General features: G+C 51.6%; 14 protein-coding genes. 5 read left to right on the top strand and 9 right to left on the bottom strand.

From position 1 onward, the window contains the following. Positions 1 to 134: 134 nt before the first annotated feature. From tilS to argH, 3 genes are all read right to left on the bottom strand, one after another. A complete protein-coding gene (gene tilS / locus IPQ00_14520; GenBank protein ID MBL0241777.1) occupies positions 135 to 1,130 on the bottom strand; it encodes a tRNA lysidine(34) synthetase TilS in 996 nt (331 codons plus the stop codon). A gap of 65 nt (positions 1,131 to 1,195) precedes the next feature. Then, on the bottom strand, positions 1,196 to 1,621 hold the full coding sequence (locus IPQ00_14515) for a PaaI family thioesterase (protein MBL0241776.1): 426 nt from the start codon (positions 1,619 to 1,621) through the stop codon (positions 1,196 to 1,198). Then, positions 1,618 to 3,006 carry an argininosuccinate lyase gene (gene argH, locus IPQ00_14510; GenBank protein ID MBL0241775.1) on the bottom strand — a complete coding sequence of 463 codons (1,389 nt, stop codon included), beginning with the start codon at positions 3,004 to 3,006 and terminating at the stop codon, positions 1,618 to 1,620. The genes IPQ00_14515 and argH overlap by 4 nt, the downstream gene beginning before the upstream one ends. 90 nt (positions 3,007 to 3,096) lie before the next feature. Here argH and IPQ00_14505 point away from each other — a divergent pair, with 90 nt between their 5' ends. From IPQ00_14505 to IPQ00_14495, 3 genes are all read left to right on the top strand, one after another. Next, positions 3,097 to 4,296 carry an argininosuccinate synthase gene (locus tag IPQ00_14505; protein MBL0241774.1) on the top strand — a complete coding sequence of 400 codons (1,200 nt, stop codon included), beginning with the start codon at positions 3,097 to 3,099 and terminating at the stop codon, positions 4,294 to 4,296. A 72-nt stretch (positions 4,297 to 4,368) separates the two neighbouring features. Continuing rightward, entirely contained in the window at positions 4,369 to 5,124 is a 756-nt protein-coding gene (locus tag IPQ00_14500; GenBank protein MBL0241773.1) for a hypothetical protein, read from the top strand. Positions 5,125 to 5,332: 208 nt separating this feature from the next. Next, positions 5,333 to 5,692, top strand: coding sequence for a DUF4157 domain-containing protein (locus tag IPQ00_14495; GenBank protein MBL0241772.1), 360 nt, complete (start codon positions 5,333 to 5,335; stop codon positions 5,690 to 5,692). 45 nt (positions 5,693 to 5,737) lie between these two features. On the opposite strand, the gene IPQ00_14490 is transcribed toward IPQ00_14495, so the two are convergent. The 6 genes from IPQ00_14490 to IPQ00_14465 all read right to left on the bottom strand — a co-directional run bounded on the left by IPQ00_14490 (position 5,738) and on the right by IPQ00_14465 (position 14,367). Beyond that, positions 5,738 to 7,009 carry a DUF1501 domain-containing protein gene (locus IPQ00_14490; GenBank protein MBL0241771.1) on the bottom strand — a complete coding sequence of 424 codons (1,272 nt, stop codon included), beginning with the start codon at positions 7,007 to 7,009 and terminating at the stop codon, positions 5,738 to 5,740. A gap of 87 nt (positions 7,010 to 7,096) precedes the next feature. Next, the gene (locus tag IPQ00_14485) at positions 7,097 to 10,267 is read right to left on the bottom strand and encodes a GH92 family glycosyl hydrolase (protein ID MBL0241770.1); all 3,171 of its coding nucleotides are present in this window, start codon (positions 10,265 to 10,267) and stop codon (positions 7,097 to 7,099) included. A gap of 51 nt (positions 10,268 to 10,318) precedes the next feature. Beyond that, positions 10,319 to 11,326: a radical SAM protein gene (locus IPQ00_14480; GenBank protein MBL0241769.1), complete on the bottom strand. Its 1,008-nt coding sequence runs from the start codon at positions 11,324 to 11,326 to the stop codon at positions 10,319 to 10,321. Continuing rightward, a complete protein-coding gene (locus tag IPQ00_14475; protein ID MBL0241768.1) occupies positions 11,289 to 11,912 on the bottom strand; it encodes a DUF2721 domain-containing protein in 624 nt (207 codons plus the stop codon). The genes IPQ00_14480 and IPQ00_14475 overlap by 38 nt, the downstream gene beginning before the upstream one ends. 160 nt (positions 11,913 to 12,072) lie before the next feature. Then, entirely contained in the window at positions 12,073 to 12,429 is a 357-nt protein-coding gene (locus IPQ00_14470) for a DUF962 domain-containing protein (GenBank protein MBL0241767.1), read from the bottom strand. Positions 12,430 to 12,438: 9 nt separating this feature from the next. After that, positions 12,439 to 14,367, bottom strand: a complete 1,929-nt coding sequence (locus IPQ00_14465) for a winged helix-turn-helix domain-containing protein (protein ID MBL0241766.1) — start codon at positions 14,365 to 14,367, stop codon at positions 12,439 to 12,441. Between the two features lie 109 nt (positions 14,368 to 14,476). Here IPQ00_14465 and IPQ00_14460 point away from each other — a divergent pair, with 109 nt between their 5' ends. Continuing rightward, positions 14,477 to 14,680, top strand: a complete 204-nt coding sequence (locus IPQ00_14460) for a hypothetical protein (protein ID MBL0241765.1) — start codon at positions 14,477 to 14,479, stop codon at positions 14,678 to 14,680. A gap of 271 nt (positions 14,681 to 14,951) precedes the next feature. After that, on the top strand, positions 14,952 to 15,425 hold the full coding sequence (locus IPQ00_14455) for a hypothetical protein (GenBank protein MBL0241764.1): 474 nt from the start codon (positions 14,952 to 14,954) through the stop codon (positions 15,423 to 15,425). Positions 15,426 to 15,450: the final 25 nt, after the last annotated feature.

The following is a 15,450-nucleotide window of genomic DNA, read 5'->3' as shown; positions in this document are numbered from 1 at the left end:
ATATTGCCTCCAATTCAACCTTCACCCGAAAGCGTCACGAACCAAATTTGATGAAAGTTGGCGTGTAAGCGTTGTTTAGAATACACCTGCCGCACTAAATCAAATGCCAACCTTTGATTCTAATTGGCTGAGCATCAATTTTCAACCTTATTCTTTTCAAACGTCAGCTTGCCGCCCGATCTTATGACGCGTCCGCCGGGCAATTCAGCGATCTTGCCGCTCTTATCACTAAACGCCAAACGTCCGATCGCCGCTATATGTATCAGTTGCAATTGGCGCGTGGTTCCTCTCATTTCGCGAAGCCAGCCCCGAATTACCGCAAAAAGCTCAGGTTCGCTTAGTTGTCTCAGCGATTTGATCTCAAGATATCTTTTCACCGGTGCGCGTTCGCTTTCTATCGCTTTGGACGGAATTTGCCCCATCAGGCTCGCGGTCGAGGCAAGCGTGGTGACGATCTTCGGATTCATTTCTTTTAGCATTGGCAGTAGGACCTTTCTGATACGGACACGTTTGAACGCAGTGTCCTCGTTCATAGTGTCATACCGTGGCTGGACTCCTTTGTCGTGACAAAAACCCTCGGTCTGCTCGCGCATCGCCCAGGTCAGAAGTGGGCGTACCAGACTCACCGCATCGTCGACGTCATTTTCGCTCCGGCCCAATGGCCTCACGGCCGCCATTCCCGCGAGTCCGCCGGGTCCTGCACCGCGGATTAGATTTAACAAAAAGGTCTCGGCCTGATCGTTGACGGTGTGGCCCGTCAGCACCGCACAAGCGTTCAGATCGCTTGCAGTCTCAGCCAAAAATGCATATCGATGGTCGCGGGCATCTTGCTCTAAATTTCCTTCAAACGGTTTCGTGCGATGTCCGAGAGCCAATTCGATTCCGTGTTTACCGGTTAGTTGGCGGACGAATTCCTGATCTGCATCGCTCTCCGCTCCGCGAAGACGGTGGTTGAAATGTGCGGCAACAATGCGAAGATTTAGTTTTCCTGATCGAACCAGTTCATGAACCGCGAGGAGCAGACTGACCGAATCGGCACCACCCGAAACCGCCACGATCACCGTCGCAGCAGACGTTGGTAGCTTGAGACGCCGCCATTCGGTTATCAAATGTCGAATAAAATTGTGCACACTGAGAGTTTAGCCGTACGAATGACGAATTACGAACGGTAGCGTGAGGCGGCCTTGTACAATATCTATTCCGGCTGATACGCGGCCCGCTTTTGGATAAGCATCGTTAGGCGCGACGTGCAGACCAACTTGCCTCGGTCATTGGTGATCTCGATCTTCCAGACGCTCATTGTTCGCCCGGTGTGCAGCGGCGTTGCCTCGACCGTTATGATGCCTCGACTGACTGCCCGCAGATGATTGGCGTTGATCTCGATACCGACCGGCGTGACCTTTTCAAGGTCCGCACCGGCAACGACACCGATTGAGGCGGCCGTTTCACAGAGATAGAGTGAGACGCCGCCGTTCATTATGCCGACATATTGATGCACCTTCGGCGTGACCTCCATCGTGAGGACGACGCGGTCCGCAGATGCGACCTCGATCTTGACACCGAGAAACTGCATCAGCTCGTTGTTTCCGGATTGTTCTATTAACTTTTTTCTATCAATCATTTTACAATGTATTGTCGTGCTGACTCCAGAGCGAGAGCGACGCGGCCCGGCGACGTCCCGCCGATCGTACCTTTGGCCGCAAGTGCCGATTCCAGCCCAAGGGCTTCGTTCACGTCGTCGCCGATCACGGCTGAAAACTGCCTGATTTCGTCCAAACTGAGTTCGTGCAGCTCTTTGCCCTCGCCGATCGCAAATAGCACTGCTCGGCCGACGGCTTCGTGTGCGGAGCGAAAGGGAACGCCCTTTTTTACTAGATAGTCAGCAAGTTCGGTAGCATTCAGATAGCCCTTTGCCGCCGCATTACGAGCACGCTCTTCATTCAATGTCGTATTATCGAGGACGATCGCGGCAGCCCGCAGTGAAATATTTATCGTATCCACTGTGTCAAAAACGGCCTCCTTATCCTCTTGCATATCCTTGTTGTAGGCGAGCGGCAGGCCCTTGATCATCGAGAGCAAGCCCATCTGGTGTCCGAAAACTCGTCCGGCCTTTCCCCGAAGCAACTCAAGAGCGTCGGGGTTTTTCTTCTGCGGCATCAGGCTCGAGCCTGATGAAACAGCATCACTCAAACTCACAAAGCCAAATTCATTTGAGCAATATATGATCAGGTCCTCGGCGAGGCGCGACAGGTGTACCATTATCAGCGAGCAGGCGGATGTGAATTCGACAGCAAAATCACGGTCCGAAACTGCGTCCAGGCTATTTGCCGAAATACCCTCAAATCCAAGCTCGCGGGCGACCGCCTCACGGTCGACCGGAAAGCCCGCGCCGGCAAGTGCACCCGAACCAAGCGGCAAGATATTGACACGTTTCCGAGCGTCGGCCAGACGGTCGCGGTCACGTTTCAACATTTCAAAATACGCCAGACACCAGTGAGCGAACATTACCGGTTGTGCACGCTGGAGATGCGTGTATCCCGGCATCACCGCATCGGCGTGCCGGGCCGCGAGTTCGACAATAGATGTCTGCGTATCCCGAACGAGGTCGGCAATAGCGTCGATCTCGTCCCTCAGCCATAAGCGAAACGCCGTCGCGACCTGGTCGTTTCGGCTCCGTCCTGTATGCAGCTTGCGGCCTGCGTCGCCGATCGCAGCGATCAGCTTACCCTCGATGAAAGAGTGGACATCTTCGGCATCCGATCCGTCAAATATCGCGTCATTCGAGTCGGCCGCGGCGAGCATTTCCACCAGGCCGCCGGTTATCGCCGCCGCTTCGTCGCCGGTGATCACGCCCGCGCCCGCCAATCCATTGGCGTGAGCAATGCTCGCCCGTAGGTCCGCAACAAATAGCCGGCGATCGAATCTGAACGAATCGTTAAACTCTGCGAACGTCTTATCGGGTTTCTCGGTAAATCTACCGCCCCATAGCTGGCCTGATTTAGTCATTTATGTCTCCGTGCGGCTATAATTGTAGTTTGAAATCTCAAAAGGCGGAAACACGACCTGTCGGGAGTGTGCCTTTTTTTCAGGTAAAATATGACCAAATCGATCAAAAAAGTCGTTCTCGCCTATTCCGGCGGGCTTGATACATCAGCGATGTTGCTGTGGCTGAAAGAGACGTATGACTGCGAAGTTATCTGCTATTGCGCAGATGTCGGCCAGGGCGAGGAACTCAGCGGCCTTGAAGAAAAGGCACTGGCAACCGGCGCATCAAAGCTATACGTCGAAGACCTGCGTGAGGAGTTTGTAAAAGATTTTGTCTGGATGGCGGTCAAGGCAAACGCTTTGTATGAAGGCGTTTACCTCCTCGGTACCAGCCTCGCACGCCCCGTAATTGCCAAACGACAGATCGAGATCGCCCAAATGGAAGGTGCCGACGCCGTCGCTCACGGGGCCACCGGCAAGGGCAACGATCAGGTGCGCTTCGAACTGACTTATTACTCGCTCAAACCTGATATAAAGGTTGTCGCACCGTGGCGCACCTGGGAATTTAAGGGACGCGCCGACCTGATCGCCTACTGTGCGGAACACGGCATTCCGGTCACTGCCACCGCCGCCAAACCGTACTCGATGGACCGCAACCTGATGCACATATCCTACGAAGGCGGCATTCTCGAAGACCCTTGGGCGGCACCGCCGGACGATATTTTCTTGCTGTCGAAGTCACCCGAAAAGGCGTCCGATACCGCTCAGGAGATCACACTATCATTCGAAAAGGGTGAACCTGTGGCTATCGACGGCGTGAAATACGGTGCAGTTGACCTTCTGACAAAGCTCAATTTCCTCGGCGGCGAGCACGGCATCGGTCGCGTCGATCTGGTCGAAAACCGCTTTGTCGGAATGAAGTCGCGCGGCATTTATGAAACACCCGGCGTTACGATTCTACAAATCGCGCACCGAGCGCTCGAGTCGATCACGATGGACCGTGAGGTCACACGCCTGCGCGACTCGCTCGGAACGAAGTTTGCCGAGTCGGTCTACTACGGATTCTGGTTCGCTCCTGAGTTCGAAATCCTGAAAAGTATGGTCAACCAGACCCAAGAGGTCGTCAACGGCGACGTCCGCCTCAAACTCTACAAGGGCAATGTCACCGTCAACGGCCGCAAATCCCCCAATTCGCTCTACCGCGAACGCGTCGTAACTTTCGAAGACGACGCCGGTGCCTACGACCAACACGATGCGGAAGGGTTTATTAAACTACAGGCATTGAGGCTTAGATTGCGGAATATGGAATAGATTTTCAATGCATTGCTCGGTCTTCACGTAATAAGTTATGGGGTTGCGAATACCAAAATTCGGATAATAGATATGAAAACTAAACTCGTTATATTGATTTCTCTTGCACTTGTGTTGTGTTCACCGGCATTTGCCCAGAAGAATAAGCTCGCCACCATTTCGCCGGAGACCGTCGTGAAAAACCTTTACGCAGCACATAACGCGCGAAGGAGTCCGTTCTTTCAGAAAAAAAGCCGGGCGCTTGTCGATAAATACTTTACCGGAAGCCTGGCCGACGCTATTTGGCAGGATGCTCTCAACACAAAGTCTGATGAAGTTGGAACATTAAATTTTGACCCGCTTTATAACGCTCAGGACATACAGATCACAAACTTCGTAATTGCCAAGAGCACGCCGGACAATGTGGTGAAAGTGCGGTTTATTAATATTGGCGAGCCGGATGAGATCACATTTACTCTTTCGACCGCCAATACGTCCTCGACGGTTTATAAGATCGAGTCGATCGTATATAGCGACGCTGAGGATCTGGAATCGATCCTGCGCAACGGCATCAACGGCGGTGGCGAGGAAACTAGGCCGATCGATGGTGATTACCTCATCGGCGGCGTAAAGTGCAGCGTCACGACGACGGTGAGCGGATATTGGGCACGGGTCAAATGTGACGATCAAGAAAATTTTCAGGTCATCGACACCGAAACTCTTACCTTCGGGACCTTTAACAAAAAGGAAAAAGGACGACGCGGTCATTTTGTGCTTGGCGATGACGGCTCTATCCGGAAATATATAGATGCCTCGGGTAAAGAAATACGTGTGGACCGAGCTAAATAGATCTGTTTGTTTGCTTCAAAACGGGAAAGGGGCGTCATTTAAGGCGTCCCTTTCCTTTTTTTTCCTCGGAGATCGCGGTCATCATTTTTGGCTTTCACGCCGAAACCAAGAAGGTGAAAGATCGGGTTTTCCACAAAGAATTTTATTGTAATCGACTGCCGAATTGTGATATCAAGTTGGTATATAAATTACCTACGGGAGAACGCAGATGCCAAACAACAATTTCAATCTAATGAGCACGCCTAAACAATTAGTGAACAATGCAGTGGAGACCAAATTGCCTAAGCCGTTGGTTCACGAAATGCAAAAGAAATATGGCACCGATTTTTCGGATATCAAGATCTACCAGAGTCACGCGCCGACGCTGCAAAACGCACAAAGCTTTGTCGATGGAAATGACATACACTTTGCTCCGGGCGCTTTTGATCCTCATTCAGACACCGGACGCGAACTGATCGGACACGAACTTGCCCACGTGGTGCAGCAACGTGGCGGAGTTCCTGCCGCTCAGTCTGAATCGCTTATTAACGAATCAACAAACAACAGTAGCAACGACAATAACAACTGATCCGGCTTCGATAGTTGAGGCAGATTTTAAACGTTCTGCGTGATATCAGCCAAGATATCCGCGGAATTTCTCTTTGGTCACGGAGTAGTTTGGAAATATCTTCGCTAGATCCTTGGCTCCAAGGTGTTTGAAGGCGGCCTCCGCAAAGACATCGCGGAAATCCGTGGTGACGTCGAGGTCGCGGCCATCGTACAGTTTTTCACTCTTGAGTCCGCGAAAATCGCCGTAAACCTTTCCGCCCTTGATGGGATTACCGAGCACGATCATTGCGTTGGCGTGGCCGTGGTCAGTGCCGCGCGTCCCATTTTCGCGTACTGTGCGGCCAAATTCGGACATTGTGATCAGAACGACGTCGTCCATTCTCTGGCCAAGATCGACGGCAAACGCGGCGATTGATTCACCAAAATCACGTAAAAGATTAGCGAGTTGGCCCTGAGCGGGATTCTGCCCCGCAGATTGGTTTGAGTGCGTATCCCAACCACCCATTTCGGTAAAGGCGACCTCGAGGCCGACGCCGGCTTTTATCAACTGGGCGATCTGCCTCAGCGAACGGCCGAGAGCCGAATTAGGATAAACGGCGCCGTTCTCGGGCTTGAACTGCGACGGATCGGCCTGTTTTAGATAGTTGACCGCCTCGAATGTTTCCTTACCGGTCTCACCGAGCGTATCTTTCGTGTTTTGTTCGTAAAGGCCCTCGAATCCGCCCTTCATATTTTGAGAATATATTCCGGCCTTTATCGAGAAATCACCAAGACTCGTCATCGCAACTGCAGGCGATCGGCCATACAGTGAGCGCGGCAACTGCGGCGTAAATGAAACCGCACGGAACGGCGATTTTTCCTTAGTAGTGCTCGTTTGCAGCACGCGGTTTAGCCAACCGTCGCGGGTGCCCTTGTTGCCGGGCGTGCCCGATTCCATATAGTCCTGAGCGTCAAAGTGCGAACGCGTATTGTCCGGCGAACCGACCGCGTCGATTATTGCAAGCTGCTTTGACTGCCAAAACTTCTCTAGCGGCTTGAGGCTCGGGTGCAGTCCGAAATGCCCGTCGAGATCGATCGCTCCATTGGCTTGCTTTGGACTCGGGATGGCGATTGTGGGCCGGGCACTGTAATAGCTGTCGTCGCCATACGGCACGACCATATTCAGCCCGTCGACGGCACCGCGTTGAAATATCGTTACGAGAACTTTTTTCTTGCCGTACCCCTTTGTCGCCGATTGTGCAGCGGCAAACTGATGCAAAAAATCCGGAGCCGCAGCCATGACGCCAAAACTCGCGAGTCCGATACCGGTAGCCTTCAAGAAATAACGTCTGTCCATAAACAATTACCTCGGACAATTAATGCCGCTGTATCTTAGACGCACGTTAATCGGATACGGTCGATTTTTTGATCGGGAGGCTGTCGGTCACCTAATAATTATCTCGTCCACGAATATCCACGGGTCGCCGCCTGCGCCGAGGTGCCACGACGGTATCTTGCCAAAGTTGAATGCGCGCATTCTGACGTAACGGGTCTGCGTTGGCACTATCTTCTGCACGTATTCGCGAACCGTCGGGGTCATTTCCGTTTGTGAAAAGCCGGGTTTGATCTCGGCTGCTTTAGTGAAGTTGGTGCCGTCCAACGAGGTCTCAAACTCGACGCGGTCGGGCATCCAAATCCACGGCCCCGCGACCTGTAGAAAGCTACCGCCAAGTTCCTTGACCTCAGTCTCACGCTGCAGATCAACAATGGCTTCGTATGTCTTTCCCTGTACGCCCTGCCACTCGCCGCTAGCAAAATTGACCGTCCCGCGAATACCATCGATGATCGCATTATCACCGCCACCCGTGTATTGAGTGCTGTACGACGAGATAACGCGTACGGTCCATTCGTTCGGAAGTTTTTTCAGAACAGCCTCGACCGGAAAGCTCGCTGCTCCATCGGCACCGATCGCGACCGCATTGATCGTCATTGTCCGCTCGACCGTAAGCGGTGAGGTGTAAAGTGTCGAGTCTTTTGTCGGCACGGTGCCGTCAGTTGTGAAATAGATCTTCGCGTTATGAGTCAGCGTCGAGATCGCTACACTTGTATTGTCGCCAAAGGTCCGCCCGCCGGTGATGACCGGAACCGCGACCGTTTTGATGCCGAGAGATGAGACCGGAAACTCGCTGAATGCCGTACTAACCGGTTGATCGATCATCGAAAATTCGAGTACACCTCCTGACATAATATCGGCGTGAGTTATGAACGCTTTCTTGTATGGAGCTCCGTTTAGCTTGGCATTCAGTATGTATTTGTTTGCTGCCGACACATTCTTTGCTCTGACGGTAAATGTCTTACCGTTCTCAAGGCGGTACGTCATCTCGGGAAACAGCGGTGTGCCGAAAGCGTAAATGCCGTCGCCCGGATTTACAGGATAGAAACCGCTTGCGCTTAGGATATACCACGCGGACATCTGGCCGCAGTCTTCGTTGCCGATCAGGCCATCTGGCGTCGGTTTATAGAATTCGTCCATTATCTGGCGGACGTATTGCTGCGTTTTCCACGGTTGCTGTGCGTAATTATATAGATACGCAATGTGGTGCGAGGGTTCGTTGCCGTGCGCGTATTGACCTATGAGGCCGGTCAGGTCGGCCTGCTCGCGACCGGCGAGTTTCACGTCCGTTGAAAAAAGCTCATCAAGCTTCGCCGCGAACCTCTCACGCCCGCCCATCAGCTCCATCAACCGCGTAACATCGTGCGGAACGAAGAACGAATACTGCCACGAATTGCCCTCGGTGAAGCCAAATGTCACCTCGTTCGGAGCAAAAGGCTCGACAAAACCGCCGTTCTTTTTTGGACGGAAAAAACCTGTTTTAGTGTCGAAGAGGTTTTCGAAGTAGCGCGCACGTCTTAGATACTGGACAAACTCCTTCTGATATCGCTGTTTTTCCATATCAATTGGTAAGGAAGCGATTCCGGTTGATGCGTTGAAACTCGGCTTTGGCGAATTTTTCGGCTGCTTAGATTCCTGTAGTAAAAGTACCTTTGCCATCCTAGAGATACACCAATCGTTATAAGCATATTCTAGGGTCTTTGAGACGGATTCGTTTTCGTCCTCCATCGAGATGTAACCGCGTTTTTTGTAGGCGGCGAGGCCGTAATGGTCGAGTTCGGCGGAGTGTTTCGCGGCGGCGTAGGCCTTTTCGTAGTCAAAGCCTTTGATCCCTTTTGCCATCGCATCAGCAATGACCGAGACGGCGTGATAGCCGATCATCGTGTCGGTCTCTTCGCCCCAAAGCTCCCAAACCGGCAGCCGCCCGCCTTGCTCGTATTGGCGGATAAACGTGTTGATAAAATCGACAGTGCGTTTCTGGTCAATGATCGTATAAAGCGGATGCGCCGCCCGGAATGTGTCCCACAGGGAGAAGACGGAGTATTGCTCCGAAGCTCCCCTACTTACGAAGGAGGGGTGGCCGCTGCTTTGAGCGGACGGGGTGGTTCTTTCTTGCGCAGTTGGGTCCTTACTTACGTGCGGTCTACTGACACCCGCATATCCCGAAAGCTGATGTACCTTCCCGTCGTGGCCTTTATACCGGCCGTCGACGTCGTTGAAGATATTCGGCTGGATCATCGTGTGATACAGGGCGGTGTAAAACGTAGTCGTCTGTGCGTCGGTCCCGCCCGATACCTCGATCTTCGACAGCTCTTTGTTCCAGGCCGCTTTCGCATCGGAGCGAACCTTGTCAAAATCCCAACCGGGAAGCTCGGCAGCGAGATTCTTTCGAGCACCTTCGATAGAGACGTGGGAGATCGCGACCTTCAGAAGAACCTTATTGCGGCTTCCGAGACGAAAATGTAGAGCCGCCCTCATATCGGTTCCCTTCATTGCGCCCGAAGAGTTCCAATTCCCACCGGCGCTCATGGTGGAGAAAGTCTCGGAGAATTCAGCGACGAAATACACAATCTGATTTTTCGCCCATGAACTCGAACGGCGATAACCTTCGATCCGCTTGTCATCGACAATTCGAAATTCCGAGTCAAGAACCTTGTCCCTCCATTTCAGGTCGAGTACGACCGCCGCTTCCGCTTTCCTCTGAAAAGTGTACCGGTGAAAGCCGACTCGTGATGTTGCGGTAAGCTCGGCCAGAATGTCTCCCTTATCGAGTCGGACGCTGTAGTAACCGGGCTCGGCCTTTTCATTCGAATGAGAAAAAGTTGATTGGTAATTCTTCTCAGGCGTCTCGTTCCCGCGCGTTCGCGGAAGCTGTGGGTAACCAACCGTCGGCATAAACAAAATATCGCATCCATCCGGAATGCCCGTTCCGCTCAGGTGCGTGTGCGAAAAGCCGTAGATGATGTCGTCGGAGTAGTGATAACCGCTCGATCCGTCCCAGTTGTCGATACGCGTGTCGGGCGAGAGCTGCACCATCCCGAACGGCATCGTCGCCCCCGGAAAAGTATGCCCGTGGCCGCCGGTGCCGATGAACGGATTGACCCAGCGAGTGTAGCCGACCGCAGGAGTTTGGGCCGTTATCAGCGAGCAACAAGCTGTGATGAGTAAGGATAGGCCTAAGCAACGTGAAAACGCCGAAATAGATCGATATTGGTATTTCATATGGCTAATATCCGAACGAAAGGTCCATCAATTTCTCCGCGTGCAGGTCAGCTAGAGAAAGTCGCGAATGTCCCTGAAAGGCTTTTCCGCATCATCGAAGTCCGGCCGGTAATAGTGTGACGCAGATTCGTATTCCTGCATAAAGCCCTCGTCAATGCCGAGTTCGTGGAGCAAGGAAACAGCCTCAAACCACTCGCCCTCCGAGATGCGGCGTGACAGCAAAATATATCGCTCATCCGTGGCGGCCTTGTTGGTCGCGTAGTACTGCGCCATTAGCGAGATCGCGGTTTTGGGCGAAAGCTCGTCGCGGATCCATCGCAGATTTTCCTCGATACCGGCGACATCGTTAGGCAGTACCAGCAGGCGGATCATCAACCCTCGTTTGAGCAAACCGCCGTCGTCAAAGACGAGTTCGTCGCCCATTTGACGATGCATTTCCTTGATCGCGGCACGGGCGAACTTTGGATAGTCACGTATCTTGGAATACTGAAGCCCCGCGGCAGCGTCGGCATATTTCAGATCCGGCAGATAGACGTCGACAATCCCATCGAGCAATTTCAGCACCTCAACCGAATCATACGCATTGGTGTTGTAAACGATCGGCAATGTCAGACCGTTTTCAGCGGCGATCAGTATCGCCCGCGCCATCTGCGGGGCAAAGTGTGTGGGCGAGACAAAGCCGATATTGTGACAGCCGCGTTCCTGCAATTCGAGCATCATCTCGGCAAGGCGTTCGTGAGTGATCTCATTCTTCTTTTGCTCACGCCAGGTTTGAGAGATCTGATAATTTTGGCAATACACGCAACGGAGATTGCAGTTGCCAAAAAATATGTTTCCCGCACCCAATGTGCCGGACAGACAGGGTTCTTCGCCAAAATGTGCGGTGTACGACGATACGATCGGCTGACGCCCGGAGTAGCACGCGGCGATCTCGTCATCTAGACGATCGTTGCCGCAGTCTTTCGGGCAAATGTTGCAAGCCGAGAGTAGTGACTCGAGCTTTTCTACGCGGGACTCAAGTTCATTCTCCGCTAAGAGTGTCAGGTAACTTGCGGCCATTCTGTTTGATCTTTGCGGGTTTCATACCCTTATTCTTGCCCTTCGGCGAATATTTACTAATTATGTCCTTCGGGGCGACCTTTCGTGCGAGTTCCCAGGTGAAATCCATCTCGGCGTTGACGGTAGCGGTCGCCATACGGGTTTCGAGCAACATATAGATGCTCCCCCAAAAAAGGCACATTATACCGATGATCCCGATCGGGATGGGAACCCAACGATATGAGCTGAAAAACGCGGCGATCGCGATAGTTACGCTAGTGAGGATAAAGCAGCCCAAACCGTAATAGAAAGTTGCCATTGCCCTCTGAAGAATACGAGATCGGCTTGTGACCTTATCGAGCAAATCGACGATCACCTCGACTCGTTTTTCGTAAAGCGGGACCGATTCTTTATCTTCGACGTATATCAGTTCACTCAGGACTTCTTCGAGAGCCCGTACGCGGTCTATTACACGCCCTAAACGAGTTGATGTAGACAACACCAGCGATCCCGTCGCCGAGATCAGCAGCGCCGGCGTGACCATTGCCGTGAGGAATTCTATAGTCGAATTGAGTGCATTGGGATTTATCAGATCGCCTGATGACATAATGAAGCATTTTACGCTATTCCGCCCAAGAGTTGAACGACTTGAGCCATTCTACAGTTGGGGAACAGTATATTTATTTAGAAAAGTAATTTGACGATTATTTCTCTGAGTCCAAATTCGCCGTTTCGGGGGACGTAACTGCACCCGACGGCCCTGAAATCTATGAGTTTCGGTCGTCGATGATGGCTCCGTTATCCAAAACTCGCTTAACTTCGGCCGCCATTCGCCCGCTGATCATGAACCAGATCATCTTGAAATCACTGATAAACGACCACAGCGGAAAGCGAAAGCTCGCCGGTTTATTCTTTTCAATAACGAAGTGAGCGAACCACGCAAATCCGTAGCCGACGACGAAAAAAGCGGGAAAGAAATACCAACGTCCAGTGGCTACAAAAAAGATCATCAACGCAATACCCAGTGAAGTACCGCTGAAATGCAAGGCACGCGTCATCGGCAGGCTGTGCTCTGAAACATAGAAATCCCAAAATTCACTATAATCGTTTATCGGTCTATCCATTTAAGTATCCTATTTTTTGAGGCTGCTTCGCTGCAAAAGATCGTTGAATCTCGGGTCTGTCCGGATCGGGTCCCATATCGGATCCATCGCCAGATTGACGAACCAACGGTCACGGCTTTCGAGCGAAATTTCAAGCCATCTGAAAACGCCTTCGAAGTCGTGTGCCAGTACCGCATTCATTGCCTTTTGATAACCGTTCAGATATTTGCTCACGGGAGACGTCGTCGCATCTCGATATCGGCGAAGATAAAGATCCTTGAGCGAAAGCAATGTGTAAGCACTTTCATCGGAGTTCGTTAGGCCCGGCAACCATGTTTTATCAGCGACGTAATACGATTTTTTAGTTTCGGCGTCCATTCCCTTTTGTGCATAACAGAATGCAAGAAAGTAGTTTGCCATTGGGAAGTTAGGCGATAGCTCTTCGACCTCTTTTGCGGTTTTGATCGCATCATCGAATCGGCGAGCAACATAATACGACGACGCGAGATCGGTGAGAATGATGGGCGATACAGGGTCTATTTCTAGAGCTCGTTTAATCCGCTCGATGCTTTCATCGATCCGGTCTTGAGCGATCAATAATTCGCCGTACCATTGGTGTGCGGTAGCGTAATTTGGGGAAAGTTCGATCGCTTTCCTAAAGCTCGCTTCGGCGGCAGGAAAATCCCAGTCATAGAATGCTTGCAGGTAACCGAGTGAACAATACGCTTCTCCCAAATCACCATTTAGCTCGATCGCACGTAAAACGGCGGTTCGGGCTTTCTCCATCGCGACCTTTCGCTCGATGCCGCCATATTCGCTAAACATTTGATATCCGTCCGAAACGCCGATAAAACCGAGCGCAAATGTTGGATCTTTTTCGACAGCTTGTTCAAAATACTCGACGGCCTTTTTGATGTTTTCAGAACTTCGCCGATTCCAGTAGTAGCGGCCTTTTAGATACAGAGCATTGGCTTCGCCATTTTTTGATTCGCGTCGGGCAAGCATCTCCTTTTGCTTCGGCGAGACCTCGATACGCATTGCCGCAAAGACCTTGACCGCGATCAAATCTTGTAACCGCAATAATTCGGTTACCGATTCTTCGAATGTTTCCGCCCAAACGACCGAACCGTCTGATACTTGAACTAGCTGTACCGACACACGCAATCGCCCATTCTCGTGCTGAATCGTGCCGTCAACGTAATTTCCGACCTTGAGTTTCTCTTTGATTACCTCGGGCAATGTTGGAGCCGAATCTGTAAATCCGACAACTGAACTTGTCGGGCGAACCGTCAGATCGGAAAGGCCAGCGAGCTTTGTGATCAGTGCGTCGGTCAGGCCAAGTGAAAACTGTGTTCCGCTTTCATCTCTCGAAAGATTACGAAATGGTAGCACTGCGATCGTTCTTGAGCCTCTCGACGCAAACACATCTCGGCCATCGCCTCTGTAGTAGTTCCAGCCGATTGTAACTATTAATAAGACCGTGAAAATGACGAGTACGACCAAAATGTAATTCTGGCGACGTGCTCCCGACCGCAATTGAGCGATAGCATCCGTTGTTGCTCCGTCATCGATTTCAGTCCGCTCGATCACTGTTCGCGTATATTCTCGTGAGGTAAATACGAGAGCACCCTCGGATTCTGTCGCGTCCGCCATAAATCGATAGCCCTTTCGCGGAATCGTTTCGATGAATTTCGGTTCACCTTTGTTTTCCCCAAAAGCCTTTCTAAGCATCGAGACGGTAACTGAAAGATTGTTTTCGTCAACAAAGGTATCGGGCCAGAGACGTTCGATGATCTCGTCTCGTGTAACAACACGACCGCGATTCTCTAGTAGAAGAGTCAGCATTTCGACAGATTTCTGCGTGACCGATATACGCTCGGTGCCGTGCCACAGTGTGCCGTCCTCGACCTTTAGCGAGTAATCACCGAATGTATAGATCTTTGTCGAACTTTCCTTCATTTATAAAAATTTTAGCCCGATTTTAGCCCGACTAAAGGATTTAGACTTCGATAATAGGCTAAAACCATACCTGTCCACAATAAAAAGTTGTGATTGCGGCAATTAGATTATGAAACTTTCGCATACACGAATAACGATCGAGAGCTACAAAGAAACGAAGTTTCGGATCGATATCGGCCCCGAAACTCAAACGGCAGAACCGATGAACCTTGAACTTTCGCAGGGTGGCAGCGGTGTCAACCAACCGCCGCTGTTGATGAATGGTGAAGCCGACGAGCGGTTTTCCGATCACGCGATCGATGACAATGCCTAAAACCGAATTTTAAGGAGATAAGAGAATAATGACCAAATTTGCAACAACAATTTTCGCCGGTGTACTGATGTCACTATGTGTGACCATCGCAGTGGGACAAAAAGTCACGATCGACAAACAGTTACAAGGCTACTGGAAAAGTAGCGAAGCTCTGATCTAGTTTAAGCCGGGTAGCAAGATTACGATCAACGATGATCAGTATGAATATGCCGTCGTCGGCAAATCGATCATTATCGGCAATGATCAGGGGCAGATCAAGTTTCCTTTTACCTTGAGTGCCGGCGTCCTAACCGTCTGGGCCGAGGGTAGAAAGGTCGTTTATACGAGACTGTCCGATGAGGAGCTTGCCGCGGTCAGGAACCGAAGTGCCGGCGGCGGTCAACGTTCGAATGGCGGTGGTGGTGGTGGCGTATCGCAAGATCTGGTCGGAAAATGGTGTTACTCGGCAAATGTGAACGCCAGCGGCGGCGGTCGCCAATCTGACCTGTGTTTCACTCTGAATAGTAATGGGACATATGAGTACTCCGGCGAAACAAGTAATTCAAACATCTACGGTGGCTCTAATTCATCGAGTCGAGATTCCGGACGCTGGAGCGCAACCTCAAATTCGCTGACAGCTCGTTCAAACAGCGGAACAACGACAACTTATACGCTTGAACGCCGCAATCACCCTAAAACCGGCGACCCCATGCTTATGGTTGATGGCGATGCATTTGTTACCCACTACCAAAAGCGGCCGTGGTGAAAAGCACTCAGATTTCGGTCAGTGC

It is taken from the genome of Chloracidobacterium sp. (assembly GCA_016720705.1).
Lineage (GTDB): Bacteria > Acidobacteriota > Blastocatellia > Pyrinomonadales > Pyrinomonadaceae > OLB17.
This window is presented reverse-complemented; position numbering and strand designations above follow the sequence as displayed.

Excerpts from the sequence above, each read along its gene's own strand:
- IPQ00_14515 (MBL0241776.1), bottom strand. The coding sequence starts at position 1,621 with ATGATTGATAGAAAAAAGTTAATAGAACAATCCGGAAACAACGAGCTG.
- argH (MBL0241775.1), bottom strand. The coding sequence starts at position 3,006 with ATGACTAAATCAGGCCAGCTATGGGGCGGTAGATTTACCGAGAAACCC.
- IPQ00_14505 (MBL0241774.1), top strand. The coding sequence starts at position 3,097 with ATGACCAAATCGATCAAAAAAGTCGTTCTCGCCTATTCCGGCGGGCTT.
- IPQ00_14500 (MBL0241773.1), top strand. The coding sequence starts at position 4,369 with ATGAAAACTAAACTCGTTATATTGATTTCTCTTGCACTTGTGTTGTGT.
- IPQ00_14495 (MBL0241772.1), top strand. The coding sequence starts at position 5,333 with ATGCCAAACAACAATTTCAATCTAATGAGCACGCCTAAACAATTAGTG.
- IPQ00_14490 (MBL0241771.1), bottom strand. The coding sequence starts at position 7,009 with ATGGACAGACGTTATTTCTTGAAGGCTACCGGTATCGGACTCGCGAGT.
- IPQ00_14485 (MBL0241770.1), bottom strand. The coding sequence starts at position 10,267 with ATGAAATACCAATATCGATCTATTTCGGCGTTTTCACGTTGCTTAGGC.
- IPQ00_14480 (MBL0241769.1), bottom strand. The coding sequence starts at position 11,326 with ATGGCCGCAAGTTACCTGACACTCTTAGCGGAGAATGAACTTGAGTCC.
- IPQ00_14475 (MBL0241768.1), bottom strand. The coding sequence starts at position 11,912 with ATGTCATCAGGCGATCTGATAAATCCCAATGCACTCAATTCGACTATA.
- IPQ00_14470 (MBL0241767.1), bottom strand. The coding sequence starts at position 12,429 with ATGGATAGACCGATAAACGATTATAGTGAATTTTGGGATTTCTATGTT.
- IPQ00_14465 (MBL0241766.1), bottom strand. The coding sequence starts at position 14,367 with ATGAAGGAAAGTTCGACAAAGATCTATACATTCGGTGATTACTCGCTA.
- IPQ00_14460 (MBL0241765.1), top strand. The coding sequence starts at position 14,477 with ATGAAACTTTCGCATACACGAATAACGATCGAGAGCTACAAAGAAACG.